The organism is Rhodocytophaga aerolata (genome assembly GCF_030503435.1).
Classification (GTDB): domain Bacteria; phylum Bacteroidota; class Bacteroidia; order Cytophagales; family 172606-1; genus Rhodocytophaga; species Rhodocytophaga aerolata.
Window position 1 is genome coordinate 23,854 of sequence record NZ_JAUKPO010000012.1, and the last position, 26,217, is coordinate 50,070.

Below are 26,217 nucleotides of genomic sequence, written 5' to 3' on the forward strand. Positions count from 1 at the left end.
AGGTAGATTTAGTTTTGGCAGATTATAAATTGGTATCCAGATTCCTTTGCAAAGTTTAGTATTTGAACCAGCATTCTGAAAAGAAAGGCAAAATTAATATTGCTTACTAGCTAGAAAAGTTACTAAGGCTGATGACAAACAAAAAGAGAAGCTTTTGATTAGCTTCTCTTTCCACTGGTAAGGTTTCGATATAATTTATTTACTGACTTTTTGATCAAGTGTCAGGGTCTTCTTACGGGTTTCTATCCGTTGAATTAAATGTGTGCCTACTTTGCGGCCCATTATTATACCATCTTCAATAGCAGAACGGTAATGTATTCCGCCATATAACCGGCTAATGGCGGCTTCTTCAGAAGCCTGAATAAATGAATTAAACTCGCGTGGAGGCAGCCCAAAATCCATCTCCGTAGAATCTACAAAGGTAAAATTATCTCCATACAAATCAGTAAGTGCCACAGCCGCAGCAGATGAAATAACACTATGACCACTTGGATATTCTGGGAATGGAGGGGTAGTCAGCATAGGTTGCCAGGTTTCGTCCAGATGCTGATTAATTACTGTTTCCGGGCGGATTAATTTACTGCGGTATTTTTCATCCCAGCAACTGATAAAGCCATCTGCCAGGGCCAGAGATACGATGGCATAGGTTTCGGCCGATTGCAGAAAATCAGCCTTTGCTTTGCGGCAGGTAAGAGCTGCAATTCCTATCCAATGTCCTCCTGGCGATATCTTTTTCTTGCCAAACATAAAATGGCCGGTGTGCTCTATATTAAACGGATTACAGTCCCAGAAATTAGCTATCTCTTTCTGTTCTTCACTAAGCTTGCTAGTGGTTTCATATACCTCTTTCAGTTCTTTATAAAATTTGCTCGTGCTATCGAGGCTGTACACAGGTAATTGTTGGGCTTTAAACTGGCTGCAGGAATCTAATACAAACGTCCGGATGCTGTTCCAGTGGGGTTCAATGGCATCCATATAATCGGGAGGGGTAGGAACCCAGGTACCCGGCAGGTTAGTAACCGTATACCGCTCAAAGCCTCTGGACTCTTTGTATTTATCTTTAGCCGCCCAGGCAAGTACAGCTTCTGCCACTTGCTGCCCATACGCAATAGAGTTTTTATATACCTCCTTTGGCATACCAGTGTCTTTAAACTCTTTGAGAATTTCCTGTTCAAAAGCTTCTATCTTTTCTTCCGAAAAAGTTAGGGTTCTGCCAACGGTTAATAAGGCTTTCACACTGGCCAGAGGAAAACAATATTCCAGCCCGGGAGACACAGCAGGCATCTGCTCTAATCCTTTTAACTGCCCAACCATAGACTTGTACTCTTGCTGATTAGGCAATAAAGCTTCATAGGCAGCAATACTGGCATAGGTATAAATGCGGCTGGCTACGGGAGGCGAAAAAATATCATATACGATAACATCGGTCAGTTTTTTTACAGACCGGTGGAGGAAAGCCGGATTATTGGCTTTGGCACGGTATTCACCGGTATTTTGCTGGCAGCTGACTGGCACAAAAATCAGCATGGCAAGAAGCAGGAAGTAGGTGTAATGCTTTATCCTCATACAATCGGGTATTTTAACAGCTAACCTTGTGATAGATGGTATTTGCAGGAACTCACAACGGGGTTATAATAATTATTCTATTTTACTTTACAAAAATACAAAAAAAAGCCGGGTATAGAAAATACCCGGCACCTGAATTACGTCTATATAAGCCTTAGTTATCTTTAGATTGTCTTTTACGTTTTCTCTCTTCCCGCCGCTTTTTACGTTCTTCTTTCTTTTGCTCTTTGGCAGCTTTTTCTTCCTGTTTCCGCTGCTCTCTGGCTATTCTTTCTTCTTCAGCTCTTTTCTTATCTTCTTCACTCCGGTTCCGTACATTCAGAATATTATCCAGCAAGCGGTCTACAAAAGTTTCCGCAGTGGAGGAATCTTCAATATAAGCTTCACAAGACAAACGTTCTTCCAATTCTACAGGTAATACAGGAAAGCGGTCTGATCCATTGGCTTTATAAACTTTTTTCTGGCTTACAGCTTTCATGTAATCTGCCCATACTGGTAAGGCCGTAGCTGCGCCACCTCCCAAACTTAACGTGCGGAAGCGTACAGAGGGGTGTTCCCCTCCTACCCATACGCCGGTAACCAGCTTGGGTGTAAAGCCAATAAACCAACCATCTGTCTGATCTTGGGTTGTACCGGTTTTTCCGGCTATGTCCATGGTTAGTCCGAACTGCGATCTAATTCTGGCGGCGCTTCCTTCGTTTACTACAGCCTGCATCAGCTTGGTTACCAATAAAGCTGTTTCTTCAGAAAAAGCTTTCACTGGAGCCGCGGGCTTATATTTTCTGATAGTTTTGCCCCGTCTGTCATTAATTTGAAGAATATATACCGGCTCTATACTTTTTCCTCCGTTAGCAATGGTTGCATAAGCACTTACCATCTCCAGTAAAGAAATATTAGCCGCTCCTAAGGCTAGTGCCGGTACTTTGGGCAGGTCAGACTTAATACCCATCCGCTGCGCCAGTTGAATGGTAGGCTCAATACCTGTTTCCATAATTAACTGGGCCGAAATTGTATTTACAGAATTAGCTAATGCTCCCCGCATGGAATATTCTCCCCCATACTGGCCATCTGCATTGCGGGGTGTCCAGTTTTCGTACTGCGCGTAGGTTACTTGTTGATTGGGGAAAAAATCGCAGGGGCCAATGCCTTTTTCCAGGGCAGCTGCATATACTATGGGTTTAAAGGTAGAACCCACTTGCCGTTTAGACCGCACATGGTCATATTGGAACTCCTCGTGGCTGATGCCGCCTACCCAAGCCCGTACAAAGCCACTACCTGGTTCAATAGATACTAAGCCTGTATTTAAAAACTTCTGGTAATACCGGATGGAGTCCAGTGGGCTTATAGTTTTTTCGATGGGCTTTTCCCAGCTGAACAGGCGCATAGGAATGGGCTTTTCAAAAATTTCTCTGATCTCTTCTTCAGAATAACCTTCTTCCATCAGCATTTTATACCGCTTCGACTGCCTCATGGCGTTCTGTATTACTTGCTCATCGCCTTGCCAGGGGTTGCGTCCTTTCCAGTGAGCATTAAATACTTTTTGTAAGGCAGCCATTCTCCTGGCCACAGCTTTTTCTGCTTCCGCCTGCATACCTGAGTGGATGGAGGTGTAAATCTTTAATCCATCGGTGTATAAATTGTACGGCTGTCCATTTTCTTTACGTGTATTTTCACACCATCTGGCTAATTCCTGCCGTAGCTGCTCTCTGAAATAAGGAGCCAAGCCATCGTTGTGGTCTTTAAAAGAGTATTTAATCGTTAGCGGTAGATTCTTTAACGAATCGGCTTTGTTTTGAGGCAGATAGCCATATTTCACCATTTGCTGCAACACTACATTACGCCGTTGCCTGGACCGGTCCGGGTAGAGCCGGGGGTTATAGGAAGTAGTTGCTTTTAGCATGCCTATTAGAACAGCTCCTTCTTCCGGTTTTAAATCGCTTGCTTGTTTACTGAAAAACCGGTCAGCCGCCCGCTCGATCCCAAAAATATTCTCTCCCATAGGTACGGTATTGAGGTAGAGTTCTACTATTTCCTTTTTGGAGTAAACTTCCTCCAGGCGGCGGGCAGTGATAATCTCTTTAAACTTATTAATAGGGGTGCTGAAAAAGCGGTACCGGCGGCGTGGGAACAGGTTTTTTGCCAGTTGCTGGCTAATGGTACTTCCTCCACCGGAACTTTCATTACCTAAGATTAATGATTTAAAGAACACCCTGAACATACTCCTCGAATCGACACCATTATGCGAGTAAAAACGGGCATCTTCGGTAGCTACTAAGGCATTGATGGCATCTGGTGCAATACGGCTGTAGGGAATATTGGTACGGTCTTGAATAAAATAACGGCCAAGCAATACACTATCGGCAGAGTATACCTCTGAGGCGGTGCTGTTTTGCAATTCTTTTAACTGGCTCTGGCTGGGTATGTGTCCGAATAATCCTGCATATACCGATATATAAAACAGAATAAAGGTAGCTACAAAAAATAAAAACATTTTTCCGCCTAGTTTCAGCAGGTAAACAGCATCTGCCCGCCCTCGTTTCCGCCAGCTATAGTTTTTAAGTGCACGAATTTTTTGTTGCCAGTAAAGCTTGGTAAATACCGGCCTTTTCCTGAATGTAGTCAGTGTATGTTTAAATCTGGTATTTTGTATCTTTTTCACACGTTTATGTTCTCCATAGTTTTATACGATACTAGGCTTGGTATAAGTTAAGTAAAAATAGAAAGCCGCCACACCTAGGTAACAGATAGGTATGTAGAGAACATACAGAAGCAGATTAGTAAAAACAGTGTTCTTCCATAATCAGTTCTCCTTATCCAAGTTGGTATACTTTTCAACAAAACCTGTAATTTGCACCGCATTTAGCCTGCATCTACTATGAAAAAGCACGTATACCTGTTCGCTTACTTTCTTATTTTCCTGAATATAACTACGTATGCCCAGGCGTCTCTTCTACAAGCCGGCCCCATGGTAGGCTATTCTGAAATGGTAGAAGTGGCGCTATGGGTACAAACAACAAAGCCTGCCAAAGTAAAGTTTATGTACTGGGAGACTGCCGCTCCACAACAAAAGCGATCCACAGAAGAAGTAACGACTACTCAGGAAAAAGCTTTTACCGCCCTTGTAAAAGCCGATCAACTGCAACCCGGAAAGAAATACACTTATGAACTCTATATAAATGGCAACTCAGTAAAACGGCCTTATCCCTTACAGTTCCAGAGCCAGACGTTATGGCAATGGCGTAGCGATCCGCCCGAGTTTACCTTTGCTATGGGAAGCTGTGCCTATATTAATGAACCGGAGGTAGACCGGCCTGGCAAACCCTATGGCAGCGGCTATGAAATTTTTACTACCATCCACCAGCAGAAACCAGATTTTATGCTCTGGATGGGCGATAATACGTATTTACGGGAAGTAGACTGGAATACCCGTTCTGGAATTTTACACCGTTATACTCATACACGGGCTACGAAGGAACTGCAGCCCCTTTTGGGCTCTATTCACCATTATGCCACCTGGGACGACCACGACTTTGGTCCTGACAATGCTGACAGAAGTTTCTGGAATAAAGAGATTACAAAAGAGGCTTTTAAGCTTTTCTGGGCAAATCCTAATTATGCCTCCGGTGAGAAGGAAGGTATTTATGGCACTTTTCAGTGGAACGACGTACAATTTTTTCTACTGGATAACCGCTATTATAAAACGCCTAATCACAATTTCCTGGGAAAACGCACCCTTTTGGGAGCCGATCAGTTACAGTGGCTTATCGATGCCTTAATATTCAGTAAGGCTACGTTCAAGTTTATTGTTATTGGCAACCAGGTAATAAATCCTACAAAGCTGGAAGACAGTTATACCTTTTATCCGGAAGAAAAAGAAGAACTACTAAAAGCTATCCGGCAGGCAAACATTCCCGGAGTTGTTTTTCTGGATGGCGACCGGCACCACAGTGTGCTGATGAAGATGGATAGAGAGGGCACCTATCCCTTATATGACCTAACCGTTTCTCCCCTGACAGCTGGGGTTGCCAAACCATGGCCTGAAGAAGATCTGTCATTGATGGTTCCAAACACTATGTTTATTGAGCATAATTTTGCCTTGCTTTCGGTTAAAGGGCCACGTACCGATAGAGTGCTTACCATCCGCCTGATGAACGACAAAGGAACAGAAGTGTGGAGCAAAGAGATTAAAGCAAGTGAATTGAAATAAATTTATCCGCTTTATTAGGGAGGTAATGTTACAGAAATTATAACCTACATTCATGGTTCATCAGCCGATTCGTCCATTCCATCATAATTTTACTTTGAAATATCATAATTCGTGTTATTTAATGTAACTTTATAAAAGTCTACTGTTAGCCTGCTTCCAATACTGTTATTCAGCACTAACCTCAGGATTCTATTTATATACCTATGGGCAAAATATTATTGATTTTACAGCGTGAATATCTGGTTCGAGTTAAAAAAAAGTCGTTTATCATCATGACTATCCTGGGGCCTCTGCTCATTGGAGGTTTGTATGCGACTGTAATATACCTGGCAGTTTCTGAAGGCGGTAGTGATAAACGGACCATTGCGTTTATCGATGAAAGCGGATTATTCAATAATACTTTTGAAAGTGGTCGCAACCTGACATTTATTCCAGCAGTTGCTTCTCTGGAACAGGCCAAGAAAGAAGTACTGGCCGAAGACTATTATGCGTTAATTTATATCCCAAAAATAGATATTAACAGTCCGCAGGGTATCCGCATGTATTCCAAAAAAGGAATTAGCCTGGAGGTACAAGGCACGGTAGAACGGGCATTGAAAAGAGCCATAGAAGATAAAAAATTAATGGATGCCGGGATTGATAAGCAAATACTGAAAAATATCGAAACTAATGTAGCTATTTCTACCCTTAACCTGAGCGAAGATGAAGGCGAAAAAGGAAGTAGTTCTGGTACTGCCACGGCTGTGGGTTTTGCAGCAGCATTCATCATTTATTTATCTATCTTCATTTATGGAGTACAGGTCATGCGGGGAGTAATTGAAGAAAAAACGAACCGGATTGTGGAAGTAATTATTTCTTCCATCAAACCGTTTCAGCTGATGCTGGGAAAGATTTTAGGAATTGCTTTGGTTGGCCTTACCCAATTTCTGATATGGATTATATTCAGCTTACTTATCAGCACCACTGCCCTGTCTATATTGGGAACAGACAAACTTCAGGACGAACGTGTAAAAGCCGCTATGCAGCCCAATATGCCAGCTGGCGACCAGGTTCCGGCCATGGTTACTAATTTTGAATCTGCCATTGCCACAATTAATTTTCCGCTGATCTTATCCTGCTTTCTGTTTTATTTTCTGGGAGGTTACTTAATTTATAGTGCCTTATTTGCTGCCATTGGCGCCGCGGCCGACAGTGAGACCGATACGCAGCAATTTATGTTTCCGATTACTATTCCGTTGATACTCTCTTTTGTGTTGGCACAGTTTGTAATTCAGAATCCGGATGGCAGTATGGCTTTCTGGTTGTCTATGATTCCGCTGACTTCGCCTATTATAATGATGGTACGTATTCCATTTGGTGTACCTCCTATTGAACTGGTTGCTTCTATGGTCTTATTATTGGGTGGTTTTTTAGGCATCACCTGGGTAGCTGCCCGTATTTACCGCGTAGGCATTCTGATGTATGGCAAAAAAGTAAACTATAAAGAACTGGCCAAGTGGGTATTATATAAGGTCTGATAAAATTAATTGTACCCGGCTATACCGCTGCCAGTACACCTGAGTATTCTAAGCTCGATAGCTATTGTTTTTCATGAACATAATTTTGTAGCTAACCTAGGAATTACTAGATAAAGAAATAAGAAATTCTAACAGTGATAAAGTAAGTTAATCCGCACTTCAATGCACCTTTCCTCCTATACAGATATGTAGCATTCTCTACTTTATTTAGTAATTTTGCCAAAATTTTCATCTACTTACATACTTTATGATTGATTTCAGAAAAGTCAACAATCTGACTGGCTGGGTGGTTTTTGTTATAGCTGCCATTGTTTATGGACTTACCGTAGAGCCTACTGCCAGTTTTTGGGATGTTGGCGAATTTATTGCCGTTTCTTATAAGCTGATGGTGCCTCACCCACCTGGAGCCCCTTTCTTTCTGCTGGTAAACCGGATGTTTTCTTTTCTGGCCGGAGATGTAACTAACGTAGCCTTCTGGATGAATTTTTGTTCTGCATTGTGCAGTGCCTTCACAATACTTTTCTTATTCTGGTCTATTACGCTACTAGGCCGGAAAGTCCTTAATGTAACCTCAGATAAACTTACCTCCGCACAAACCTATATTTTAATGGGAGCTGGCGTAGTTGGTTCGCTAGCTTATACTTTCTCGGATTCGTTCTGGTTTTCAGCCGTGGAGGCAGAAGTATATGCTATGTCTTCCTTTTTCACGGCCTTTGTTTTCTGGGCTATATTAAAGTGGGAGTTAATAGAAGATGAAGCGGCTGCAAACCGCTGGCTTATACTGACGGCGTATATGGTAGGCTTATCCATAGGCGTACACTTACTGAACCTGGTAGCCATGCCTGCTTTGGCTCTTGTATATTATTATAAAAAATACAAACAACCCACCACAATGGGTGTGATAACATCCCTGCTTATCGGTGGTGTTGTAATTGTAGCTATTATGATAGGGATTATTCCTGGCTTACCATCTTTGGCTGGCAAAATGGAAATTCTGTTTGTGAATGGATTCGGGTTACCTTTCGGATCAGGTATTATTGTATTTACGATCCTTTTCCTGGGGGCTTTGATATATGGCATTATCTATAGTGAAAGAAAACACAACGTATTATTAAATACTGCCCTCCTTTCTACTACATTTATCCTGATTGGGTACGCCTCCTATGCTATTATTCTTATTAGGGCTGAATACAACCCGCCAATTAATGAGAATAATCCAAGTGATGTGCTCACGTTTGTTTCTTACTTAAAAAGGGAGCAATACGGTGACAGACCTCTATTATACGGCCCTACCTTTGCTGCACAACTGGTAGATCAGAAGAAAGGAACGCCTAAATATATCAGAGGAGAAAACAAGTATGAGGTGTATGATTATGATTTGATCAATGAATTTGATCCGCGTGGAAACATGCTGCTGCCCCGGATTCATAGCCGTCAGCCAGGCCATACAGCCTTATACCGCCAGATTCTAGGCTTACGGGAAGGAGAGCGGCCAACGATGGTGCATAATATACAATTTCTGCTCACTCATCAGCTAGGGCATATGTATTGGAGGTATTTTATGTGGAATTTTGCAGGCCGGGAAAGTGATATAGAAGGTGCCGGATGGCTTACTCCTTTCAGTTCAAGCAGAGATAATCTGCCTTTTGAACTGGCTACCAATAAAGGCCGCAATAATTTCTATATGCTTCCCTTTATTCTGGGCCTGGCAGGCTTTCTTTTCCAATTCAGTAAGGACAAACGAAGCTTCCTAGTACTTACCCTGCTCTTCTTCCTGACAGGTATTGCACTTATTCTATACTTGAACTCACCGCCAGTAGAACCTCGTGAACGGGATTATATTTATGTAGGTTCATTTTATGTGTTTGCTATGTGGATTGGCATAGGCGTAATGGCGGTAGCAGAACTATTTACAAACCTTATTAAGAAACCAGCTACAGGTAATATTGCCGCCTCAGTTTTATGTCTGGTTGTCCCTGGAATCATGGCAGTTGAAGGATGGGATGACCATGACCGTTCTGACCGGTATCATTCGGTGGATTCTGCCAAAAATTTATTAAATGCTTGTGCGCCTAATGCTATCTTATTTACCGGTGGCGATAATGATACTTTCCCTCTATGGTATGTACAGGAAGTGGAAGGTTTCCGTACCGATGTGCGGGTATGTAACTTAAGTCTACTGGGTACAGACTGGTATATTCAGCAAATGAAGCGGCAAACGTATGAATCGAAACCATTGCCTATTTCTCTGGAGTACAAAAATTATATTTCAGGTACCAACGACCAGATTCCTGTACTGGAAAACCCGAATGTAAAAGGAGGCTTACCGCTGCCTCAATACATAGATTTGGTACGTAAGAATAGCCCGGCTATTAAAGTACCTTACCGGGATGAGCAGTTGACCATTCTGCCTTCTGCTACGCTGGTACAACCCATTGACAAAGAAAAAGTACTGCAAAGCGGCCTTATTATGCCTTCCCTGCGTGATTCTTTAACAGATAGGATGATCTGGAATGTAAACAGAGGCGACTTGTTGAAACCTGACTTAATTATCCTGGATATGATAGCTACCAACAATTGGGAACGGCCTATTTATTTCTCCAGCACCTTGGCTCCTTCCAGTTATCTGAATTTAAAAGAATTTTTACAGGTAGAAGGAATGGTTTACCGTCTATTGCCTGTGAGAGTGAGTGGAGCTTCGCAAGGATATGTTAATACAGACATTATGTTTGAGAACATGATGAAAAAAATGTTCTGGCGCGAAATGGACAATGCAGATGTATATTATGATGAAAATTATCGCCGCTTCCCTATTAATGCGCGTTTGCACTTCTACCGGCTAGCTGAAACGCTGCTAGAAGAAGGCAAAACTGACAAAGCGAAAGAAGTAGCTCTACATTCGTTAAATGTATTACCAGATGCCGGAGTGCCCTTCGATGAAATGACATCCAATATGATATCGGTGCTTATTGCTGTAGGTGAAACTAAAAAAGCGGTAGAGGTTTCGGACATTCTGGCCTCCAGGGCAAACCAAAGCCTGGAATATTATATGACAAAAGAGCCAGGCAATACGCGTGAAATCCAAACAAATTTATATATATTAAATCAGGTAGTGTCTGCTTTTAAAGATGCCGGCAAAAAAGAAGGCGACAAATACGAAGCTATGTTTACAAAGCATTATACAAACTTCCTCAATAGCCAAGGTATGCCTGGTTCCTAAGGCTTACGCATTCACTTCACTAACAAAAAAGCGGTAAATGACTTTACCGCTTTTTTGTTAGCATGTACTTTCAGAATTTCTTCAAAACTTTTTCTATACCGCTTAAGTACCCCGATCCAAATAAATTTACATGCACAAGAAGCGGATAAAGATTATATATTTCTATGCGTTCTTCAAAACCTTTTTCTACCGGATAAGCTTCCATATATGCCTGATAAAAGGCTGCATTAAATCCACCGAAAAGCTTTGTAAAAGCCAGCTCTGCTTCCCGGTTGCCATAATATACAGCCGGATCTATTAAGCATACCCATCCGTCATTTCCTATCATCACATTTCCGCTCCATAAATCGCCATGTAGTAAGGCTGGTTTCTCAGCAGGCAGTAAGTTTGGCAATTTCTCGTACAAGGCATCAAACTTGTCGTACAAAACTCTTGTAATTTCGCCGTTATATAAAGCCAGACCGGCTTGTACTTTTAAGCGCTTTTCAATAAAAAATTGTATGCCGTCTTCCTCCCATTCATTACTCTGCTTTAATGATCCTATAAAATTGTTGTAATCCAGGCCAAAATGAGAATGTGTATGTGTATGTAATTTAGCTAGTGCTCTCCCAAAGTGCTCCCAATACCCTGCTTGTGGACGATTAGAACTAATGTATTCAAGCATGATATAGGATTTCTGCATTTTATGCCCATAGGTTATTACATGCGGCAGAGTTATTTCCTGAGTACTTCTTAGCAGTTGTAAGCCTTTAGCTTCAGCGGCAAATGCTTCTGTATGGTCACTTTCATTCCATTTCACAAAGAAATATCCTTCCGCTGTATCTAGTTTTACGGCATTATTGATATTTCCGCCAGACAAAAACTCATAACTAGTCACAGGGATTTCTTTGCCTAGGCCCTCAAATAAAATACTCTCAAAAAATTGAATCTGGTTGTTATGTATACTATTAAAATTCATTGATGAGCTGGTTACACGATAACTTGACTATAATTGATGTTTTTCAATTAAATAATTTAAAAATTGGGTATTGGCTTTTAGTAACATTTGATATACTTTTTCAAATCCTTGCTGTCCGCCAAAGTATGGGTCAGGTACGTTCATATTGCCTGGAATTGGGTCGTATTGGCGCATGTAAACTAACTTGTCAGCATAGGAATCTTTCCACTTTGTATGAGTGATGATAGTTGCATGATTTGACTCATCCATTGCAATAATATAATCGAACGCTTCAAAGTCAGTACCTGCAAGTTGGCGGGCCCGGTGTGTAAGGTCTATATCATATTTTCGGGCTGTGCTACGCATACGATGATCAGGTAAATCTCCTATATGATAGTTAGAAGTGCCGGCGGAATCGCAGCATATCTTATCTGTTAGCCTTTTTTCTTGAATAAGTTGTTTAAAAATGCCCTCTGCCATAGGTGAGCGGCAGATGTTTCCTAAACAAACAAAAAGAACTTTTATCATTATAGTAGATTCTGTCTGTTAAATTTAGCACTTATATTGTACATGTACAGTTTTTTATAATATAGATTAAGCACGCATATTAATTTTTTGTAACTTTCCTGCCTAAAAATGAATAGAGCATTTAATTTTGCTCGTACAGTGGCTACTTATGAAAAGAAGGAATAGCAATTTTTCTTTCGCCTTTAAAATAACTCTTCTTGGGATATTGGTTATGTTGGGCAGGGTATGGCAAAAAGATACTTCTCAATATTTCTACAATAATATAGATGCTATACACATGAAGAAAGACACAAACAGTGTACCGTCTGACAGCAGATATGTATTCCTAAAAAATGTTTCCTGGCAATCAACTATAAAAGAGTAACCTATACTCTGCTCCTATTTATCTTCTTCTATTACTACAAATACGTCTTCGGCATTTTTTTTCATCAGGTATTGTTCTCTTGCATACTTCTCCAATAATTTAGGATTGCTCAGCAACTCTCTTCTTTCTCTCTTTACTTCTTCAATTCTCTCCAGATAAAACCGTTTTTTCTCCTCTAAATCATTTACCTCTCTTCTCATCTGATACTGCGATATAAAATCATTTGCATCAAAAAATAGCATCCATATTAAAAAAGTGGTAGTAGCAATAAAATAATAATTTCTGGTAAAAGACGGGAGTTTCCAGCGCATAAGATAAGATTAATTATCTCTAATAGTTTTAATCAACAGTAATTTACACATATCTGCCACATGTAAAAAGAAATGCCTGAGAAAAACGGTTTAGGGAGAAGTATCCGAGGAAACCTATAGAGTAAACAAAAAGGTGCCACTCTGTGAATGGCACCTAAAAAATTAAAATTTAATACCTGGGAAATAGGCTACTTCGCCTAATTCTTCCTCAATTCGTAGCAACTGGTTATACTTGGCCATTCTATCAGAGCGTGAAGCAGACCCTGTCTTAATTTGCCCGGTATTCAAGGCAACAGCCAGGTCAGCAATAGTACTATCTTCAGTTTCGCCGGAGCGGTGCGACATTACGCTTTTATAAGAATTACGTTTAGCCAGATTTACAGCACTAATAGTTTCTGTAAGAGATCCTATTTGATTTACTTTTACTAATATGGAATTGGCAATTTTCTGATCAATGCCTTGTTGCAGCCGCTGTACGTTGGTTACAAACAAATCATCGCCTACTAATTGTATTTTGTTGCCAGTCAGGTCAGTCAGTTCCTTCCATCCGTTCCAGTCATCTTCTGCCATGCCGTCTTCTATGGATATGATTGGGTACTGGTTTGCCCAGTCTTTCCAATAATTAGCCATCTGAGAAGAAGTCAGTTTATCGCCGGTAGATTTTTTGAAATGATACATCCCCGTACCAGCATCATAAAATTCAGAACTTGCTGCATCCAGCGCAATAAAAATATCTTCACCGGGCTTGTATCCGGCTTTTTCAATAGCCTGTAAAATAACCTCCAGAGCCGCTACATTTGAAGGCAAATTAGGCGCAAACCCACCTTCATCCCCAACATTTGTAGACATTCCTTTGTCTTTTAATACTTTCTTTAATTGATGAAAAACTTCTACTCCCATTCGTAACGATTGTGAAAAAGAAGAAGCTTTTACAGGCATCACCATAAACTCCTGAAAATCGATGGAATTATCGGCATGGCTTCCACCATTCAAAATATTCATCATAGGAACGGGTAAGGTATTGGCACTTACTCCTCCAATATACCGGAATAAGGGCTGCCCTGCTTCCTGTGCAGCTGCTTTGGCTATAGCTAATGAAACACCTAAAATGGCATTTGCCCCAAGTTTAGATTTGTTGGGCGTTCCATCCAATTCAAGCATAATTTTATCCAGCAGGTTTTGCTCATACACGGAGTAGCCTATAAGTTCATCAGCAATTAGTTCATTTACATTTTCTACCGCTTTTAATACTCCTTTGCCTACATATACTTTTTTATCATCATCTCTTAGTTCCACAGCTTCATGCGAACCTGTAGAAGCTCCAGAAGGAACGGCAGCTCTTCCAGTGAATCCATTTTCTGTTTTTACGTCTACCTCCACAGTAGGATTGCCTCTTGAATCCAAGATCTGACGTGCATGGATATGTTGTATAATGCTCATAATTTATTAGAATTTGGTTTTGGTGCCCGAAAATTAAATAAATGGTCTTTGAATTACAATTTTTACAGATATTTATCCGGCAATTATCCTTATTTTGTTAAGAGATAGTTTGCTCAGGGATAGTTTATATACTAAAAAGGCCTTCTATTTGGAATAGAAAGCCATGAAACGAACAGTTATTTTACTAGATTATTTGTTTTTAATAAGTTTTACAAAATCATCGAATAGATACCTGGAGTCATGTGGTCCTGGAGATGATTCAGGGTGATATTGTACGGAAAAAGCTCTTCCATTCTTCATGCGAATACCTTCTACACTTTTGTCGTTTAAATTGATGTGGGTTACTTCAACATGCTTGTTTTTTTTTACATCTTCTTCATTCACACCAAATCCATGGTTCTGAGACGTAATTTCACCCCTTCCGGTAATTAAATTTTTAACCGGGTGATTCAATCCTCTATGTCCATTGTGAAGTTTATACGTAGATACATCATTTGCCAGGGCTAATATCTGGTGGCCTAAGCAAATTCCAAATAAAGGTGTTTCTGTTTCTATAATATCTTTTACTGTATCTACTGCATACGGCATTGCGGCAGGGTCACCAGGACCATTAGATATAAAATAACCATCCGGATTCCACTTGTTCATCTCTTCGAAAGATGTTTTAGCGGGGAATACCTTGCATTGAATATTTCGTGACGTTAAATTCTCCAGGATACTAGTTTTAATACCTAAGTCTAAAACGGCTACTTTATATTCTGCTTCGTCACTTCCAAGTACAAAAGGTTTAGGTGTACTAATTTGAGATGATAGTTCCAATCCATTCATTGGCGGCACTTCTAATAACTTTCTATGTAAAGCTGCAACATCCAGTATTTCTGAGGAGATAATGGCATTCATTGCTCCCTTATTACGAATATGCTTTACTATCTGGCGGGTATCTACCTCTCCGATCCCAACAATGTTGGCTCTTTCAAAATATTCCTGTAAGGAAAGTTCTGCTGTATTTCTGGAGTAAATTGTTGAAAAATGATTACAAACCAAGCCGCTAATTTTTACCGTATCCGACTCCTGGTCTGCGGGTAGGGTACCATAGTTACCTATATGAGAAGTAGTATTCAGTATAATCTGACCAAAGTAAGAAGGGTCTGTATATATTTCCTGATAGCCGGTCATTCCGGTATTGAAACATAGTTCGCCCCCAATAGTACCTGTTTTACCTAAGGCAATTCCTCTGAACAAGGTGCCATCTTCTAATAATAATAAAGCTTCTTTTCGTGGTGTGTATTTCATAGTTTTTATTTATTCTGGTTGCTAACATTTATTGATAGTTAGCGGTTCATTTATAGTTTATTTTTTTCTATACGGTCAAAAAAAAGGGATTAGAACCAAGTTCCAATCCCTTTTATTGTTATTTTTATTAGTTACGATCACTATTCTTTATTTTCTGGAGCGTTATCCTTGCTTTTAGTTTCAGCGTTGGCTTCTTCTGCAGCTGGTGTTGTAGCTGTACCTTTAGTAGTTCTGCGGCCTCTGCGTGTTCTGCCTTTTGTTGCACCTGGTTTAGCTTTCAGCAACGTCTCGTTATAATCTACCAGTTCGATGATACAAATATCTGCGTTATCGCCAGGACGTGTGCCTAACTTGATAATTCTGGTATACCCACCCGGACGGTTAGCTATTTTTTCTGCTACTTCACTAAAAAGCGTTTTTACAGATTCTTTATTCTGAAGGTAAGAGAATACCGTTCTTCTCGAATGAGTAGTATCATCTTTTGCCTTGGTAAGCAGCGGCTCAACGTATTTACGCAATTCCTTTGCCTTGGCTACTGTAGTCGTTATTCTTTTATGCAGAATCAATGAAGAAGCCATGTTAGATAACAAAGCGTGCCTATGTGAAGCAGTTCTGCCTAAATGATTGATTGTTTTTCCGTGTCTCATTGTTAAATAGTCTCTAGTCTTTAGTAGTAGAGTCTTTAGCGATTCGTATACTAAAGACGTGTTACTAATTATTGTTGTTAATCTTCATCCAATCTATATTTGGACAAATCCATTCCAAAAGTAAGATTTTTCTCTGCTACCAGTTGCTCAAGTTCAGTCAACGATTTCTTTCCGAAATTTCTAAACTTCATCATATCTGAAATATCCAAGGATACCAAATCGCCTAGTGTACGTACATCCGCAGATTTTAAGCAGTTGTATGCTCTTACTGAAAGATCAAGATCTGCTAGAGAAGTCTTTAATAACTTTCTCATATGCAGCAATTCTTCGTCTACAGTGTTTTCTTCTTCCGTTTTAACCGCTTCAAAGGTCATTGTTTGATCGGAGAATAACATGAAGTGTTGAATAAGAATATTAGCCGCCCCTTTTAATGCATCTTCCGGATGAATTGAACCATCGGTTTCTATATCCAATACCAGTTTTTCGTAGTCAGTTTTTTGTTCTACACGGGTATTTTCAATGCTGTATTTTACATTTTTAATGGGTGTAAAAATAGCATCGATAGCTATGTGTCCAAAAGATTGATCAGCTGGTTTGTTTTCTTCAGCTGGTACGTATCCTCTGCCTTTTTCAACAAGGAGTTCTACTTCCATGTTTACCGAGGTATCCAAGTTGCAAATTACAAATTCCGGATTGAGTACCTGAAAGGAAGTGCTGAATTTAGAAATATCTCCAGCTTTGAATACTTTTTGATTTTTTATAGTTACTACTATTTTATTATCAATCACATCAGATACTTTCTTCAAGCGTACTTGCTTTAGATTCAGTATCACTTCTGAAACATCTTCTACAACACCTTCTATTGATGAAAATTCATGCAGTACTCCAGGTATTTTTACACTTGTTATAGCATAGCCTTCCAAAGAAGATAATAAAATCCTCCTTAGTGCATTGCCGATCGTAACTCCATATCCCTTCTCTAATGGTTTAAACTCAAAGAGACCATGAAAGTCATCGGCCTTTTCCATCACCACCTTATCAGGCATTTGAAATGCTAATATTGACATATGCTTTTTTTATTTTTATAAGTTAGGTTACTCTGTTTCGCAAATAGCAAGACTATTACTTAGAGTAAAGTTCGACAATCAGCTGTTCTTGAATATTTTCGGGAATTTGGTCTCTCTCAGGATAGGTTACAAATTTACCTACCATTGAAGAACCATCCCACTCCAGCCAAGGATATCTTTTGGCGTTTCTGGCTGATAAGCTGTCAGTAATAGATTCCAGGGATTTGGACTTCTCACGAACGCCTACTACATCTCCTGGCTTTAAAGAATACGAAGGTATGTTTACAATAGAACCATTAACAGTAATATGGTTATGTAAAACCAGCTGGCGTCCTGCCCGGCGGGTAGGAGCTACGCCTAATCTGTAAATGGTATTATCTAATCTAGCTTCGAGTAATATCAATAAGTTATTACCGGTGATACCTTCTCTACGGGCAGCTTTGTGAAACAGGTTTTCAAATTGCCTTTCCAACACGCCGTATGTATACTTTGCTTTTTGCTTCTCTGTCAACTGCACAGCATATTCAGACTGTTTTCTTTTTCTGCCTCTCCCATGCATCCCTGGAGGATAACTCTTTTTTTGTAAAGCTTTACTGGGGCCTAAAATTGGTTCGCCAAATTTTCTAGCAATTTTAGCTTTTGGACCTATATATCTAGCCATTTGTGGTTATTTAAATAATGATGATTGAATGATTATGAACAACAATTATCCATAGATCATAATCATTGTTCATCAGCAAATAATTAATTAAACTCTTCTACGTTTAGGAGGACGGCAACCATTATGAGGCAAAGGAGTAATGTCTTTGATAGTAGTTACTTCTATTCCTGCATTTTGAATGGTTCGAATGGCAGACTCTCTACCTGCACCAGGACCTTTTACAAATACTTCAGCTTTGCGCATACCTAATTCATATGCAGCCTGCGCACAATTTTGTGCAGCCATTTGCGCAGCATATGGAGTATTCTTTTTGGAACCTTTAAAGCCCATTTTACCGGCAGAAGCCCAGGAAATCACCTGACCGGCACCATTCGTAACTGAGATAATTATATTATTGAAAGTAGCTTTGATGTGAACCTGTCCAACAGGCTCTACAATTACCACTCTTTTCTTTGCTTTATCTTTTCTTTTTGCTTGACTTTGTTGTTGAGCCATCGTTGTTTATTTTTTATGATAGGTGATTAACTCTCACAGCTAATATATTCCTATACTATCTCTTATTTGGTAGCTTTTTTCTTATTGGCAACTGTCTTACGTTTACCTTTTCTGGTACGAGTGTTGTTTTTCGTACGCTGTCCTCTAACTGGTAAACCTTTACGATGTCTTAAACCACGGTAGCTACCAATATCCATTAAGCGCTTAATGTTCAACTGCACTTCTGACTTCAGTACACCTTCCACTTTATATTCTGCAGAAATAATGCTTCTGATAGTGTTAGATTCATCATCCGTCCATTCACTCACTTTCTTATCGAAATTTACCCCTGCTTTACTAAGGATATGTTGTGCTGATCTGCGACCAATACCATAAATGTAGGTTAGAGCAATTTCTCCTCTTTTCCTATCTGGAATGTCTACGCCTGAAATTCTAGCCATATTATTAAATTAACCTTGTCTTTGTTTATATCTAGGATTTTTCTTGTTGATAACGTAAAGTTTGCCTTTCCTGCGGATTACCTTACAGTCAGCACTACGTTTCTTGATAGATGCTTTAACTTTCATGTCTCTATTAAATTATTTATATCTGTAAACAATTCTACCTTTACTTAAATCGTATGGCGACATTTCTAACTTCACTCTATCGCCTGGCAGTATTTTAATATAATTCATCCGCATTTTTCCGGAGATATGAGCAATAACCTGATGACCATTTTGTAGTTCTACTCTAAACATCGCGTTGGATAAAGCTTCTACTATAGTTCCGTCTTGCTCAATGGATGATTGTTTGGCCATATTTGGATTTAAGTACCTCTTCTATGTATTTAAAAGTTGTTAATATATCGGCTTTGTTATTATTCAGGGCAACTGTGTGCTCAAAGTGAGCAGAAGGTTTACGGTCTTGCGTACGTATAGTCCAGCCATCTTTTTCTTGCACTATATTTTTTGTACCCAAGTTCACCATCGGCTCTATAGCAATTACTAAGCCTTCTTGCAATTTAATTCCGTTTCCTCGTTTACCATAGTTTGGAACTTCCGGACTTTCATGTAAGTGCTTACCTACTCCATGTCCTACTAATTCTCTTACTACTGAATAGCCATATTTTTCTACATGGGATTGTACTGCATACCCTATATCGCCTATCCTGGCACCTGCGGTTACCTGATCTATAGCTAAGTAAAGAGACTCTTTGGTAATTTGGAGTAGATCAGCTATCTCTTTACTTACTTCACCAACAGCATAAGTATATGCACTATCGCTGTGAAAACCATGCAATTGTACACCACAGTCTATAGAAACAATATCCCCTTCTTTTAGTTCATATTTTCCTGGTATTCCATGTACTACCTTTTCATTGGTAGATATACATAGTGAAGCAGGAAAACCGTTGTAATTTTTAAAAGAAGGTTTTCCACCATGATCTCTTATAAACTCTTCAGCCCGTTTATCTAATGTTAACGTAGTAATACCGGGCTCTATTAATTTAGCAACCTCAGCATGTGCTTTACCTAGCACATCTCCGCTTTGCCGAATTAATTCAATTTCTTCTTTCGTTTTTAGAAAAAGTTGTTTCTTACTCAATTCTTCTCCCTTCTACAAACTTAGGCTACTGCGACATTTTCTGAACGCCCCCTAATCCTTCCAGATTTCATCAGGCCTTCATAATGTCTCATTAACAAATAACTTTCAATTTGTTGCAAAGTATCTAGTACAACTCCAACCATAATCAGCAATGAGGTTCCACCATAAAAAGCAGCAAACTCTCTAGTGATTCCGAACAAACTTGCTATAGCTGGAAAAATAGCTATAATCGCCAGAAAAATAGCTCCTGGTAATGTAATCTTAGATAAGATTTGATCGATATATTCTGTAGTTTGTGCTCCTGGCTTCACACCTGGTATAAACCCTCCATTTTTCTTCATATCGTCCGATATGTTTTTTGGACTCACAGAGATTGCAGTATAGAAGAATGTAAACAGAATAATCAGAACAGCAAACAATACGTTGTATTGCCATGAAGTGAAATCAGAAAATACAGCCGCCGTAGAATTGGCTAACTCACTTCTGTCTGCCCAGAAAGAAGCAACTGTTGCTGGTAGGAACATAAGTGTTTGCGCAAATATAATTGGCATAACTCCTGCCGCATTCAGCTTTAAGGGTATATATTGCCTTTGACCTCCGTATACTTTATTTCCTATTACTTGTTTGGCATATTGTACAGGTATTCTCCGCGTGGCTTGTGTAATCATTACAACTCCCATTACTACAAAGAATAGTACTATTATCTCCATGATAAAAAAGAGAATTCCATTGGAACCTCTTGATAAAGCTTCTCCTGAAATAGCGGCCGGGAATCTTGAGATAATTCCTATCATAATCAGCATAGAAATACCATTTCCTATTCCTTTATCTGTAATCTTCTCGCCCAACCACATGCAGAATATAGTACCGGCCGTAAGGATAATCATTGAAGAAACCATAAAGAATGTTCTATCTATAGTGATGGCTTCATTCGGTATAGTGCTTGTAAGATAAGCAACCGATTGAGCCAGCGTTATTACTATAGTAAGATATCTTGTGTACTGATTAAGTTTTTTTCTTCCGGACTCACCTTCTTTTTGCATTTTTTGAGCTGCCGGAAGTGCTACAGTTAATAATTGTACCACAATAGATGCCGATATATACGGCATAATGCCTAAACCAAAGATTGAGGCATTACTAAAAGCACCACCAAGTAAATTATCTAATATTCCTAGAACTCCCTCAGATCTACCAGGCAACCGGTTAGGATTGACTCCTGGCAATACTACAAAAGAACCTAGCCGGAATATTACTAAAAACAATAGGGTATTTAAGATTCTTCTTCTTAAATCTTCTATTGAAAAAATGTTTTTAATAGTGGTGATAAATTTCTTCATAATTAAATAACGCTAGCTTTTCCGCCTGCTTTTTCAATAGATGCAATAGAAGAAGCAGAGAAAGCATGTGCTTTTACCTCAACTTTAGCATTCCACTCACCTCTACCAAGCACTTTTACTAAATCATTTTTAGATACTAGTCCATGCTGTTGCATAAACTCAAAATCAATCACCTCTACAGAATTGTCATTCAATAATGCTTGTAGTACATCCAGATTGATTGCCTTGTACGATACCCGATTGATATTTTTAAATCCAAATTTAGGTACTCTTCTTTGAAGAGGCATCTGTCCACCTTCAAATCCTTTTTTAGCTGAGTGACCTGATCTGGACTGTGCGCCTTTATGGCCACGTGTGGATGTACCGCCTTTACCTGAACCAGTACCTCTACCTTTACGTGTTTTGTTTTTTACAGATCCTTTTGCAGGTTGTATGGAACTTAAATTCATTGCTATATTTCGTTAACAGTAACCAAATGTTTTACTTTTTCTATCATTCCGGCAATTTGCGGAGTGTTTTCTACCTCTACACTTTTATTAATTTTCCCTAAACCTAATGCTTTAACTGTTAGCTTTTGATTTTTGGGCCTATCTATAGTGCTCTTGATCTGTGTAATTTTAACTTTTGCCATGGTTTTTATCCATTAAAAACTTTTGTCAATGCTACACCTCTTTGGTGTGCTACTGTGTGAGGAGCACGCATCTTCAGTAATGCATCGAAGGTTGCTTTCACTACGTTGTGAGGATTAGATGATCCTTTAGACTTAGCCAATACGTCTTTAATTCCGGCACTTTCTAAAACAGCACGCATTGCACCGCCGGCAATAACACCGGTACCTGCTGCGGCTGGTTTTAAAAGCACAAAACCTCCACTATATTTACCAAGTATTTCATGGGGTACAGTTGCTTTCAATACAGGAACCTTAATCAAGTTCTTCTTAGCATCTTCTATACCTTTTGTAATAGCATCTGTTACTTCATTGGCTTTGCCCAATCCATATCCTACTACGCCATTACTATCGCCAACAACCACAATAGCTGAAAAACTAAATCTACGGCCTCCTTTTACTACTTTAGCAACACGTTTAATGGCTACAACCCGTTCTTTCAGGTCTGCTTCGCTTGCTTTTACTGATCTGATATTAATCTGAGACATATCTTATATTAAAATTTAAGTCCTCCTTCACGCGCACCTTCAGCCAAAGCTTTTACTTTTCCGTGGAATAAGTAACCGCCTCTATCAAATACCACGGTTGAGATACCATTGGAAACGGCTTTTTCAGCTAGTTTTTTTCCAACGTTTTTGGAGATCTCTATATTCAATCCTTTTGATTCAATTTCTTTCGATGATGCACTTACTAATGTTTTGCCAGACATATCATCTATTATCTGAGCATATACACCGGTATTGGAGCGAAATACAGATAACCTTGGTTTTTCAGCAGTTCCTGAAACTTTGCTACGTATACTTTTTTTGATACGTGTTCTTCTATTTTCTTTCTGATTAGCCATTTTACTTATTTTTTAGAAGCTGTTTTACCTGCTTTTCTTCTTACTGTTTCACCAGCAGTGCGAACACCTTTACCTTTGTAAGGTTCTACTTTACGCAATGACTTTATTTTTGCAGCTACTTGTCCAAGCAACTGCTTATCAATACCCTCTAAGGTAATAGTAGGATTTTTTCCTTTTTCAGTGAGAGTGGTTACTTTTATTTCTTTAGGTATCGCTAAGAAGATGTTATGTGAATACCCAAGACTTAATTCTAGTATATTGTTGGTAGCAGTAGCTTTATAACCAACCCCTACAATTTCTAATTGTGTTTTATAGCCATTGCTAACGCCTTCTACCATGTTATTTACCAAAGCTCTGTATAACCCATGCAATGCTTTATGGCGTTTTTGCTCAGTAGGACGTTCAACGATAATTTCTCCATCAACTGTAGAAACTCGTATATCCGGGTCTACTTCTTGTGTTAGGGTTCCTTTTGGACCTTTAACAGTTACTATATTATCGGAGGCCACACTTAACGTTACATTGGCAGGCAGTGTGATCGGTTTTTTTCCAATTCTAGACATTGTCTTTTTTTATTAATAAACGTAGCACAATACTTCTCCACCTACATTATATTGTCTTGCTTCTTTATCTGTAATTACCCCTTTGGATGTAGACAAAATGGCAATACCTAAGCCATTAAGTACTCGGGGTAATTCCTCTGCATTGACATATTTTCTTAAACCAGGTTTGCTGATTCTCTCTAGTTTAACAATAGCAGACTGTTTATCCTGGGGATTATACTTCAAAGCTATTTTGATAGTACCCTGTACTGAACTATCATCAAATTTATAATTTTGAATATATCCTTTATCATGCAGCACCTTAGTAATTTCTTTCTTTAGGTTGGATGCAGGTATTTCTACTATTCTATGTTTAGCCTTTATGGCATTTCTCACTCTGGTCAAATAATCGGCTATTGGATCAGTCATCGTATGTGATATTTAATACAAAACCGTTTCGTTTTGAAACGGGCTTGCAAAATTAGTAATTTAGATGATAAAAAAAAAGTAAATATATAATTTTTACCAGCTTGCTTTTGTTACACCTGGTATTTTACCATCTGATGCCATCTCCCGGAAAGTTACCCTGGAAATACCAAATTTCCGTATGAACCCTCTTGGTCTGCCAGTCAAACGGCATCTATTATGCAATCTCACAGGAGAAGCATTACGTGGAAGTTTATCTAAAGCTTCGTAATCACCTGCTTCTTTCAATGCTGCCCTTTTAGTTGCATATTTAGCAACTAACTTTTCTCTTTTACGCTCACGCGCTTTTACAGATTCTTTTGCCATTTTTTTGTATTATTTCTTTTGATTTGCAAAAGGCATTCCTAATGCTTTCAATAATTCTAAACTTTCTTCGTCTGTCTGAGCAGTAGTTACAAAAGTAATATCCATACCTGAAATACGGGTTACCTTATCTATGCTAATCTCCGGAAAAATAATCTGTTCTTTAACTCCTAAGGTATAATTTCCGCGTCCGTCGAATCCTTTATCGCTAATTCCTTTAAAATCTCTTACCCTTGGTAAAGCAACCGTTGTTAGGCGATCAAGAAATTCATACATTTTATCTCCCCTTAAAGTTACTTTGGCGCCTATCGGCATATTCTCCCGTAACTTAAAGTTTGAAATAGCCTTCTTAGAAATAGTAGGTACTGCTTTCTGCCCTGATATCGTAGTTAACTCTTCTACACCTACATCTACTAACTTTTTATCTGCTACAGCTGCACCAATACCTTTGTTGATTACAACTTTAGTAAGTTTTGGTACCTGCATAATAGATTTATACCCAAACTTATTTTTTAAGCCGGGCACAATCTCCTGTAGATATTTATCTTTTAATCTTGGATTAGCCATTTTTGATTATTTCTCCGGTTTTTTTAGAATACCTTTGTAATTTTCCCTTATCATCCAACTTGCGTCCTACCTTAGTGGGTTTGCCATTTGTTGGGTCCACCAATGCCAGGTTGCTGATGTGTATCGGTGCTTCTTTTTTCTCTATACCTCCATTAGGAGTATTAGCAGAAGGTTTAATATGCTTTGATACTACATTTATTCCCTCTACAGTAGCACGGTATTTTTCAACGTGTATTTCCAACACTTTACCGGTTTTACCGCGGGAGTTACCAGAAATGACCTGAACTGTATCGCCTTTTCTGATTTTTATTTTTATCTTCTTCTCCATAATTATAGTACCTCAGGGGCTAATGATACAATTTTCATGAATTGCTTCTCCCGAAGCTCGCGAGCCACAGGACCAAAAATACGAGTTCCCCGTGGTTCATCATTATTATTTAATAAAACTGCTGCGTTATCCTCGAATCTGATGTATGAACCGTCTTTACGGCGTACTTCTTTGGTTGTGCGTACAATAACAGCTTTAGAAACTGTGCCTTTTTTTAAATTGCTAGAGGTAAGAGCAGATTTAACTGTGACAACTATTTTGTCTCCAATAGAAGCATATTTTTTCTTGGTACCACCCAATACACGTATTACGAGTACTTCTTTTGCACCGCTGTTATCGGCTACATTTAGCCTTGACTCTTGCTGTATCATGATTATTTAGCCTTTTCAATTATTTCTATTAATCTCCAGCGCTTATTTTTACTAAGCGGACGAGTTTCCATTATCCGGACAGTATCACCAATCCCACATTCATTGTTCTCGTCGTGAGCCATTAACTTGGTGGTTTTGTTCATAAACTTTCCGTAAATGGGATGCTTCACTTTACGTTGTATGGCAACAGTAATAGATTTTGTCATCTTATTACTGGTAACCTTACCTACTCTTTCTTTTCTGACGTTTCTTATTTGCTCCATTTTCAAAAACTATTTTGCTTTAGCAAGCTGTTTTGCTCGTAATTCTGTTTGTATACGGGCAATGGCTCTTCTGCTTGCCCTTACCTTCATTGGGTTTTCAATAGGAGATATTGCGTGAGCAAACTTCAACTTTGTTAAAGATTCCTGCTCCTGAGTCAATTTCTCTTGTAACTCCTCAATGCTAAGCGATTTTATATCCTCTTTTTTCATGATCTTCTCTCTATTCTACGTAATCTCTACGTACAACAAATTTAGTTTTGATTGGTAATTTCTGAGCAGCCAGACGTAGAGCTTCACTTGCTAATTCAGTGCTGACACCGGTAGCTTCAAACAAGATAGTGCCTGGTTTTACCACGGCAACCCAATATTCAGGAGCTCCTTTACCTTTACCCATACGTACTTCAGCAGGTTTTTTGGTGATAGGTTTATCAGGGAAAATACGTATCCATACTTGTCCTTCTCTTTTCATAGCTCTAGTCATAGAGATACGAGCTGCCTCAATCTGACGGCTGGTAATCCATCCTGCTTCAAGCGATTTTACTGCAAAAGAACCGAAAGCAATAGAATGTCCTCTAGAGGCTATTCCTTTCACTCTGCCCTTTTGCATTTTTCTAAATTTCGTTCTTTTCGGCTGTAACATCGTTATTGTGTAATTAGTTTTGTTTGTTAGTT

Annotated in this window: 32 protein-coding genes; 3 read left to right on the plus strand and 29 right to left on the minus strand. The window is 39.2% G+C overall.

Features of this window, described 5'->3' with window-relative positions:
• Nucleotides 1-195: 195 nt before the first annotated feature.
• Nucleotides 196-1,566, minus strand: a complete 1,371-nt coding sequence (locus Q0590_RS19385; protein ID WP_302039252.1) for a vanadium-dependent haloperoxidase — start codon at nucleotides 1,564-1,566, stop codon at nucleotides 196-198.
• Nucleotides 1,567-1,720: 154 nt separating this feature from the next.
• Entirely contained in the window at nucleotides 1,721-4,225 is a 2,505-nt protein-coding gene (locus tag Q0590_RS19390; protein ID WP_302039253.1) for a penicillin-binding protein 1A, read from the minus strand.
• Between the two features lie 216 nt (nucleotides 4,226-4,441).
• Between Q0590_RS19390 and Q0590_RS19395 the strand changes: the two genes are divergently transcribed.
• The 3 genes from Q0590_RS19395 to Q0590_RS19405 all read left to right on the plus strand — a co-directional run bounded on the left by Q0590_RS19395 (nucleotide 4,442) and on the right by Q0590_RS19405 (nucleotide 10,510).
• Nucleotides 4,442-5,773 carry an alkaline phosphatase D family protein gene (locus tag Q0590_RS19395; RefSeq protein WP_302039254.1) on the plus strand — a complete coding sequence of 444 codons (1,332 nt, stop codon included), beginning with the start codon at nucleotides 4,442-4,444 and terminating at the stop codon, nucleotides 5,771-5,773.
• 203 nt (nucleotides 5,774-5,976) lie between these two features.
• The gene (locus tag Q0590_RS19400) at nucleotides 5,977-7,290 is read left to right on the plus strand and encodes an ABC transporter permease (protein WP_302039255.1); all 1,314 of its coding nucleotides are present in this window, start codon (nucleotides 5,977-5,979) and stop codon (nucleotides 7,288-7,290) included.
• Between the two features lie 247 nt (nucleotides 7,291-7,537).
• Nucleotides 7,538-10,510 carry a glycosyltransferase family 117 protein gene (locus tag Q0590_RS19405; protein ID WP_302039256.1) on the plus strand — a complete coding sequence of 991 codons (2,973 nt, stop codon included), beginning with the start codon at nucleotides 7,538-7,540 and terminating at the stop codon, nucleotides 10,508-10,510.
• 70 nt (nucleotides 10,511-10,580) lie between these two features.
• On the opposite strand, the gene Q0590_RS19410 is transcribed toward Q0590_RS19405, so the two are convergent.
• From Q0590_RS19410 to rplP, 27 genes are all read right to left on the minus strand, one after another.
• Nucleotides 10,581-11,468 (minus strand): fructosamine kinase family protein, encoded by an 888-nt coding sequence (locus Q0590_RS19410; RefSeq protein WP_302039257.1) that lies wholly within the window; start codon nucleotides 11,466-11,468, stop codon nucleotides 10,581-10,583.
• Between the two features lie 27 nt (nucleotides 11,469-11,495).
• Complete coding sequence (locus Q0590_RS19415; RefSeq protein ID WP_302039258.1) at nucleotides 11,496-11,975, minus strand: low molecular weight protein-tyrosine-phosphatase; 480 nt, start codon at nucleotides 11,973-11,975, stop codon at nucleotides 11,496-11,498.
• Between the two features lie 378 nt (nucleotides 11,976-12,353).
• Nucleotides 12,354-12,650, minus strand: coding sequence for an FtsB family cell division protein (locus Q0590_RS19420; RefSeq protein WP_302039259.1), 297 nt, complete (start codon nucleotides 12,648-12,650; stop codon nucleotides 12,354-12,356).
• 162 nt (nucleotides 12,651-12,812) lie between these two features.
• The gene (gene eno / locus Q0590_RS19425; RefSeq protein WP_302039260.1) at nucleotides 12,813-14,090 is read right to left on the minus strand and encodes a phosphopyruvate hydratase; all 1,278 of its coding nucleotides are present in this window, start codon (nucleotides 14,088-14,090) and stop codon (nucleotides 12,813-12,815) included.
• Between the two features lie 189 nt (nucleotides 14,091-14,279).
• Nucleotides 14,280-15,383, minus strand: a complete 1,104-nt coding sequence (gene carA / locus Q0590_RS19430; protein WP_302039261.1) for a glutamine-hydrolyzing carbamoyl-phosphate synthase small subunit — start codon at nucleotides 15,381-15,383, stop codon at nucleotides 14,280-14,282.
• Nucleotides 15,384-15,523: 140 nt separating this feature from the next.
• Nucleotides 15,524-16,030 carry a 50S ribosomal protein L17 gene (rplQ, locus tag Q0590_RS19435; RefSeq protein ID WP_302039262.1) on the minus strand — a complete coding sequence of 169 codons (507 nt, stop codon included), beginning with the start codon at nucleotides 16,028-16,030 and terminating at the stop codon, nucleotides 15,524-15,526.
• Nucleotides 16,031-16,107: 77 nt separating this feature from the next.
• Nucleotides 16,108-17,097, minus strand: a complete 990-nt coding sequence (locus Q0590_RS19440) for a DNA-directed RNA polymerase subunit alpha (RefSeq protein WP_302039263.1) — start codon at nucleotides 17,095-17,097, stop codon at nucleotides 16,108-16,110.
• 55 nt (nucleotides 17,098-17,152) lie between these two features.
• Entirely contained in the window at nucleotides 17,153-17,758 is a 606-nt protein-coding gene (rpsD, locus tag Q0590_RS19445; protein ID WP_302039264.1) for a 30S ribosomal protein S4, read from the minus strand.
• A gap of 87 nt (nucleotides 17,759-17,845) precedes the next feature.
• Nucleotides 17,846-18,253, minus strand: coding sequence for a 30S ribosomal protein S11 (rpsK, locus tag Q0590_RS19450; protein WP_302039265.1), 408 nt, complete (start codon nucleotides 18,251-18,253; stop codon nucleotides 17,846-17,848).
• A 62-nt stretch (nucleotides 18,254-18,315) separates the two neighbouring features.
• The gene (rpsM, locus tag Q0590_RS19455) at nucleotides 18,316-18,693 is read right to left on the minus strand and encodes a 30S ribosomal protein S13 (protein WP_302039266.1); all 378 of its coding nucleotides are present in this window, start codon (nucleotides 18,691-18,693) and stop codon (nucleotides 18,316-18,318) included.
• A 9-nt stretch (nucleotides 18,694-18,702) separates the two neighbouring features.
• The gene (gene ykgO / locus Q0590_RS19460) at nucleotides 18,703-18,819 is read right to left on the minus strand and encodes a type B 50S ribosomal protein L36 (RefSeq protein ID WP_302039267.1); all 117 of its coding nucleotides are present in this window, start codon (nucleotides 18,817-18,819) and stop codon (nucleotides 18,703-18,705) included.
• Between the two features lie 12 nt (nucleotides 18,820-18,831).
• A complete protein-coding gene (gene infA / locus Q0590_RS19465) occupies nucleotides 18,832-19,050 on the minus strand; it encodes a translation initiation factor IF-1 (protein ID WP_162445089.1) in 219 nt (72 codons plus the stop codon).
• Nucleotides 19,028-19,837 (minus strand): type I methionyl aminopeptidase, encoded by an 810-nt coding sequence (gene map, locus Q0590_RS19470; RefSeq protein WP_302039268.1) that lies wholly within the window; start codon nucleotides 19,835-19,837, stop codon nucleotides 19,028-19,030. Before map ends, infA begins: the two co-directional genes overlap by 23 nt.
• 20 nt (nucleotides 19,838-19,857) lie before the next feature.
• Entirely contained in the window at nucleotides 19,858-21,174 is a 1,317-nt protein-coding gene (gene secY, locus Q0590_RS19475; RefSeq protein ID WP_302039269.1) for a preprotein translocase subunit SecY, read from the minus strand.
• Between the two features lie 2 nt (nucleotides 21,175-21,176).
• Entirely contained in the window at nucleotides 21,177-21,623 is a 447-nt protein-coding gene (rplO, locus tag Q0590_RS19480; protein WP_302039270.1) for a 50S ribosomal protein L15, read from the minus strand.
• A gap of 2 nt (nucleotides 21,624-21,625) precedes the next feature.
• A complete protein-coding gene (rpmD, locus tag Q0590_RS19485) occupies nucleotides 21,626-21,805 on the minus strand; it encodes a 50S ribosomal protein L30 (RefSeq protein WP_302039271.1) in 180 nt (59 codons plus the stop codon).
• Nucleotides 21,806-21,810: 5 nt separating this feature from the next.
• Nucleotides 21,811-22,329, minus strand: coding sequence for a 30S ribosomal protein S5 (gene rpsE / locus Q0590_RS19490; RefSeq protein ID WP_302039272.1), 519 nt, complete (start codon nucleotides 22,327-22,329; stop codon nucleotides 21,811-21,813).
• An 8-nt stretch (nucleotides 22,330-22,337) separates the two neighbouring features.
• A complete protein-coding gene (rplR, locus tag Q0590_RS19495; RefSeq protein WP_302039273.1) occupies nucleotides 22,338-22,685 on the minus strand; it encodes a 50S ribosomal protein L18 in 348 nt (115 codons plus the stop codon).
• A gap of 5 nt (nucleotides 22,686-22,690) precedes the next feature.
• Nucleotides 22,691-23,248, minus strand: coding sequence for a 50S ribosomal protein L6 (gene rplF / locus Q0590_RS19500; RefSeq protein ID WP_302039274.1), 558 nt, complete (start codon nucleotides 23,246-23,248; stop codon nucleotides 22,691-22,693).
• Between the two features lie 12 nt (nucleotides 23,249-23,260).
• Entirely contained in the window at nucleotides 23,261-23,656 is a 396-nt protein-coding gene (gene rpsH / locus Q0590_RS19505; protein WP_302039275.1) for a 30S ribosomal protein S8, read from the minus strand.
• Nucleotides 23,657-23,749: 93 nt separating this feature from the next.
• Nucleotides 23,750-24,019, minus strand: coding sequence for a 30S ribosomal protein S14 (gene rpsN, locus Q0590_RS19510; RefSeq protein WP_302039276.1), 270 nt, complete (start codon nucleotides 24,017-24,019; stop codon nucleotides 23,750-23,752).
• Nucleotides 24,020-24,028: 9 nt separating this feature from the next.
• On the minus strand, nucleotides 24,029-24,583 hold the full coding sequence (gene rplE, locus Q0590_RS19515; RefSeq protein ID WP_302039277.1) for a 50S ribosomal protein L5: 555 nt from the start codon (nucleotides 24,581-24,583) through the stop codon (nucleotides 24,029-24,031).
• The gene (rplX, locus tag Q0590_RS19520; protein WP_302039278.1) at nucleotides 24,576-24,911 is read right to left on the minus strand and encodes a 50S ribosomal protein L24; all 336 of its coding nucleotides are present in this window, start codon (nucleotides 24,909-24,911) and stop codon (nucleotides 24,576-24,578) included. The genes rplE and rplX overlap by 8 nt, the downstream gene beginning before the upstream one ends.
• A 2-nt stretch (nucleotides 24,912-24,913) precedes the next feature.
• Nucleotides 24,914-25,282 carry a 50S ribosomal protein L14 gene (gene rplN / locus Q0590_RS19525; RefSeq protein WP_302039279.1) on the minus strand — a complete coding sequence of 123 codons (369 nt, stop codon included), beginning with the start codon at nucleotides 25,280-25,282 and terminating at the stop codon, nucleotides 24,914-24,916.
• Between the two features lie 2 nt (nucleotides 25,283-25,284).
• Entirely contained in the window at nucleotides 25,285-25,545 is a 261-nt protein-coding gene (gene rpsQ, locus Q0590_RS19530; RefSeq protein ID WP_302039280.1) for a 30S ribosomal protein S17, read from the minus strand.
• 9 nt (nucleotides 25,546-25,554) lie between these two features.
• Complete coding sequence (rpmC, locus tag Q0590_RS19535) at nucleotides 25,555-25,755, minus strand: 50S ribosomal protein L29 (RefSeq protein WP_302039281.1); 201 nt, start codon at nucleotides 25,753-25,755, stop codon at nucleotides 25,555-25,557.
• 10 nt (nucleotides 25,756-25,765) lie between these two features.
• Entirely contained in the window at nucleotides 25,766-26,185 is a 420-nt protein-coding gene (gene rplP / locus Q0590_RS19540) for a 50S ribosomal protein L16 (protein WP_302039282.1), read from the minus strand.
• Nucleotides 26,186-26,217: the final 32 nt, after the last annotated feature.

What these genes read in the sequence shown, in the direction of transcription:
- rpsM (WP_302039266.1), bottom strand. Translation starts at nt 18,693, where the DNA reads ATGGCTAGAATTTCAGGCGTAGACATTCCAGATAGGAAAAGAGGAGAA.
- rpsD (WP_302039264.1), bottom strand. Translation starts at nt 17,758, where the DNA reads ATGGCTAGATATATAGGTCCAAAAGCTAAAATTGCTAGAAAATTTGGC.
- secY (WP_302039269.1), bottom strand. Translation starts at nt 21,174, where the DNA reads ATGAAGAAATTTATCACCACTATTAAAAACATTTTTTCAATAGAAGAT.
- rplP (WP_302039282.1), bottom strand. Translation starts at nt 26,185, where the DNA reads ATGTTACAGCCGAAAAGAACGAAATTTAGAAAAATGCAAAAGGGCAGA.
- rplQ (WP_302039262.1), bottom strand. Translation starts at nt 16,030, where the DNA reads ATGAGACACGGAAAAACAATCAATCATTTAGGCAGAACTGCTTCACAT.
- Q0590_RS19415 (WP_302039258.1), bottom strand. Translation starts at nt 11,975, where the DNA reads ATGATAAAAGTTCTTTTTGTTTGTTTAGGAAACATCTGCCGCTCACCT.
- carA (WP_302039261.1), bottom strand. Translation starts at nt 15,383, where the DNA reads ATGAAATACACACCACGAAAAGAAGCTTTATTATTATTAGAAGATGGC.
- rpsK (WP_302039265.1), bottom strand. Translation starts at nt 18,253, where the DNA reads ATGGCTCAACAACAAAGTCAAGCAAAAAGAAAAGATAAAGCAAAGAAA.
- rpsQ (WP_302039280.1), bottom strand. Translation starts at nt 25,545, where the DNA reads ATGGAGCAAATAAGAAACGTCAGAAAAGAAAGAGTAGGTAAGGTTACC.
- rpmD (WP_302039271.1), bottom strand. Translation starts at nt 21,805, where the DNA reads ATGGCAAAAGTTAAAATTACACAGATCAAGAGCACTATAGATAGGCCC.
- Q0590_RS19410 (WP_302039257.1), bottom strand. Translation starts at nt 11,468, where the DNA reads ATGAATTTTAATAGTATACATAACAACCAGATTCAATTTTTTGAGAGT.
- Q0590_RS19440 (WP_302039263.1), bottom strand. Translation starts at nt 17,097, where the DNA reads ATGTCAATATTAGCATTTCAAATGCCTGATAAGGTGGTGATGGAAAAG.
- Q0590_RS19385 (WP_302039252.1), bottom strand. Translation starts at nt 1,566, where the DNA reads ATGAGGATAAAGCATTACACCTACTTCCTGCTTCTTGCCATGCTGATT.
- rpmC (WP_302039281.1), bottom strand. Translation starts at nt 25,755, where the DNA reads ATGAAAAAAGAGGATATAAAATCGCTTAGCATTGAGGAGTTACAAGAG.
- rpsE (WP_302039272.1), bottom strand. Translation starts at nt 22,329, where the DNA reads ATGTCTCAGATTAATATCAGATCAGTAAAAGCAAGCGAAGCAGACCTG.
- rplN (WP_302039279.1), bottom strand. Translation starts at nt 25,282, where the DNA reads ATGATACAGCAAGAGTCAAGGCTAAATGTAGCCGATAACAGCGGTGCA.
- rplF (WP_302039274.1), bottom strand. Translation starts at nt 23,248, where the DNA reads ATGTCTAGAATTGGAAAAAAACCGATCACACTGCCTGCCAATGTAACG.
- Q0590_RS19405 (WP_302039256.1), top strand. Translation starts at nt 7,538, where the DNA reads ATGATTGATTTCAGAAAAGTCAACAATCTGACTGGCTGGGTGGTTTTT.
- ykgO (WP_302039267.1), bottom strand. Translation starts at nt 18,819, where the DNA reads ATGAAAGTTAAAGCATCTATCAAGAAACGTAGTGCTGACTGTAAGGTA.
- rplO (WP_302039270.1), bottom strand. Translation starts at nt 21,623, where the DNA reads ATGAATTTAAGTTCCATACAACCTGCAAAAGGATCTGTAAAAAACAAA.
- rplE (WP_302039277.1), bottom strand. Translation starts at nt 24,583, where the DNA reads ATGGCTAATCCAAGATTAAAAGATAAATATCTACAGGAGATTGTGCCC.
- rplX (WP_302039278.1), bottom strand. Translation starts at nt 24,911, where the DNA reads ATGGAGAAGAAGATAAAAATAAAAATCAGAAAAGGCGATACAGTTCAG.
- rpsH (WP_302039275.1), bottom strand. Translation starts at nt 23,656, where the DNA reads ATGACTGATCCAATAGCCGATTATTTGACCAGAGTGAGAAATGCCATA.
- rplR (WP_302039273.1), bottom strand. Translation starts at nt 22,685, where the DNA reads ATGGCTAATCAGAAAGAAAATAGAAGAACACGTATCAAAAAAAGTATA.
- infA (WP_162445089.1), bottom strand. Translation starts at nt 19,050, where the DNA reads ATGGCCAAACAATCATCCATTGAGCAAGACGGAACTATAGTAGAAGCT.
- Q0590_RS19420 (WP_302039259.1), bottom strand. Translation starts at nt 12,650, where the DNA reads ATGCGCTGGAAACTCCCGTCTTTTACCAGAAATTATTATTTTATTGCT.
- Q0590_RS19395 (WP_302039254.1), top strand. Translation starts at nt 4,442, where the DNA reads ATGAAAAAGCACGTATACCTGTTCGCTTACTTTCTTATTTTCCTGAAT.
- eno (WP_302039260.1), bottom strand. Translation starts at nt 14,090, where the DNA reads ATGAGCATTATACAACATATCCATGCACGTCAGATCTTGGATTCAAGA.
- rpsN (WP_302039276.1), bottom strand. Translation starts at nt 24,019, where the DNA reads ATGGCAAAAGAATCTGTAAAAGCGCGTGAGCGTAAAAGAGAAAAGTTA.
- Q0590_RS19400 (WP_302039255.1), top strand. Translation starts at nt 5,977, where the DNA reads ATGGGCAAAATATTATTGATTTTACAGCGTGAATATCTGGTTCGAGTT.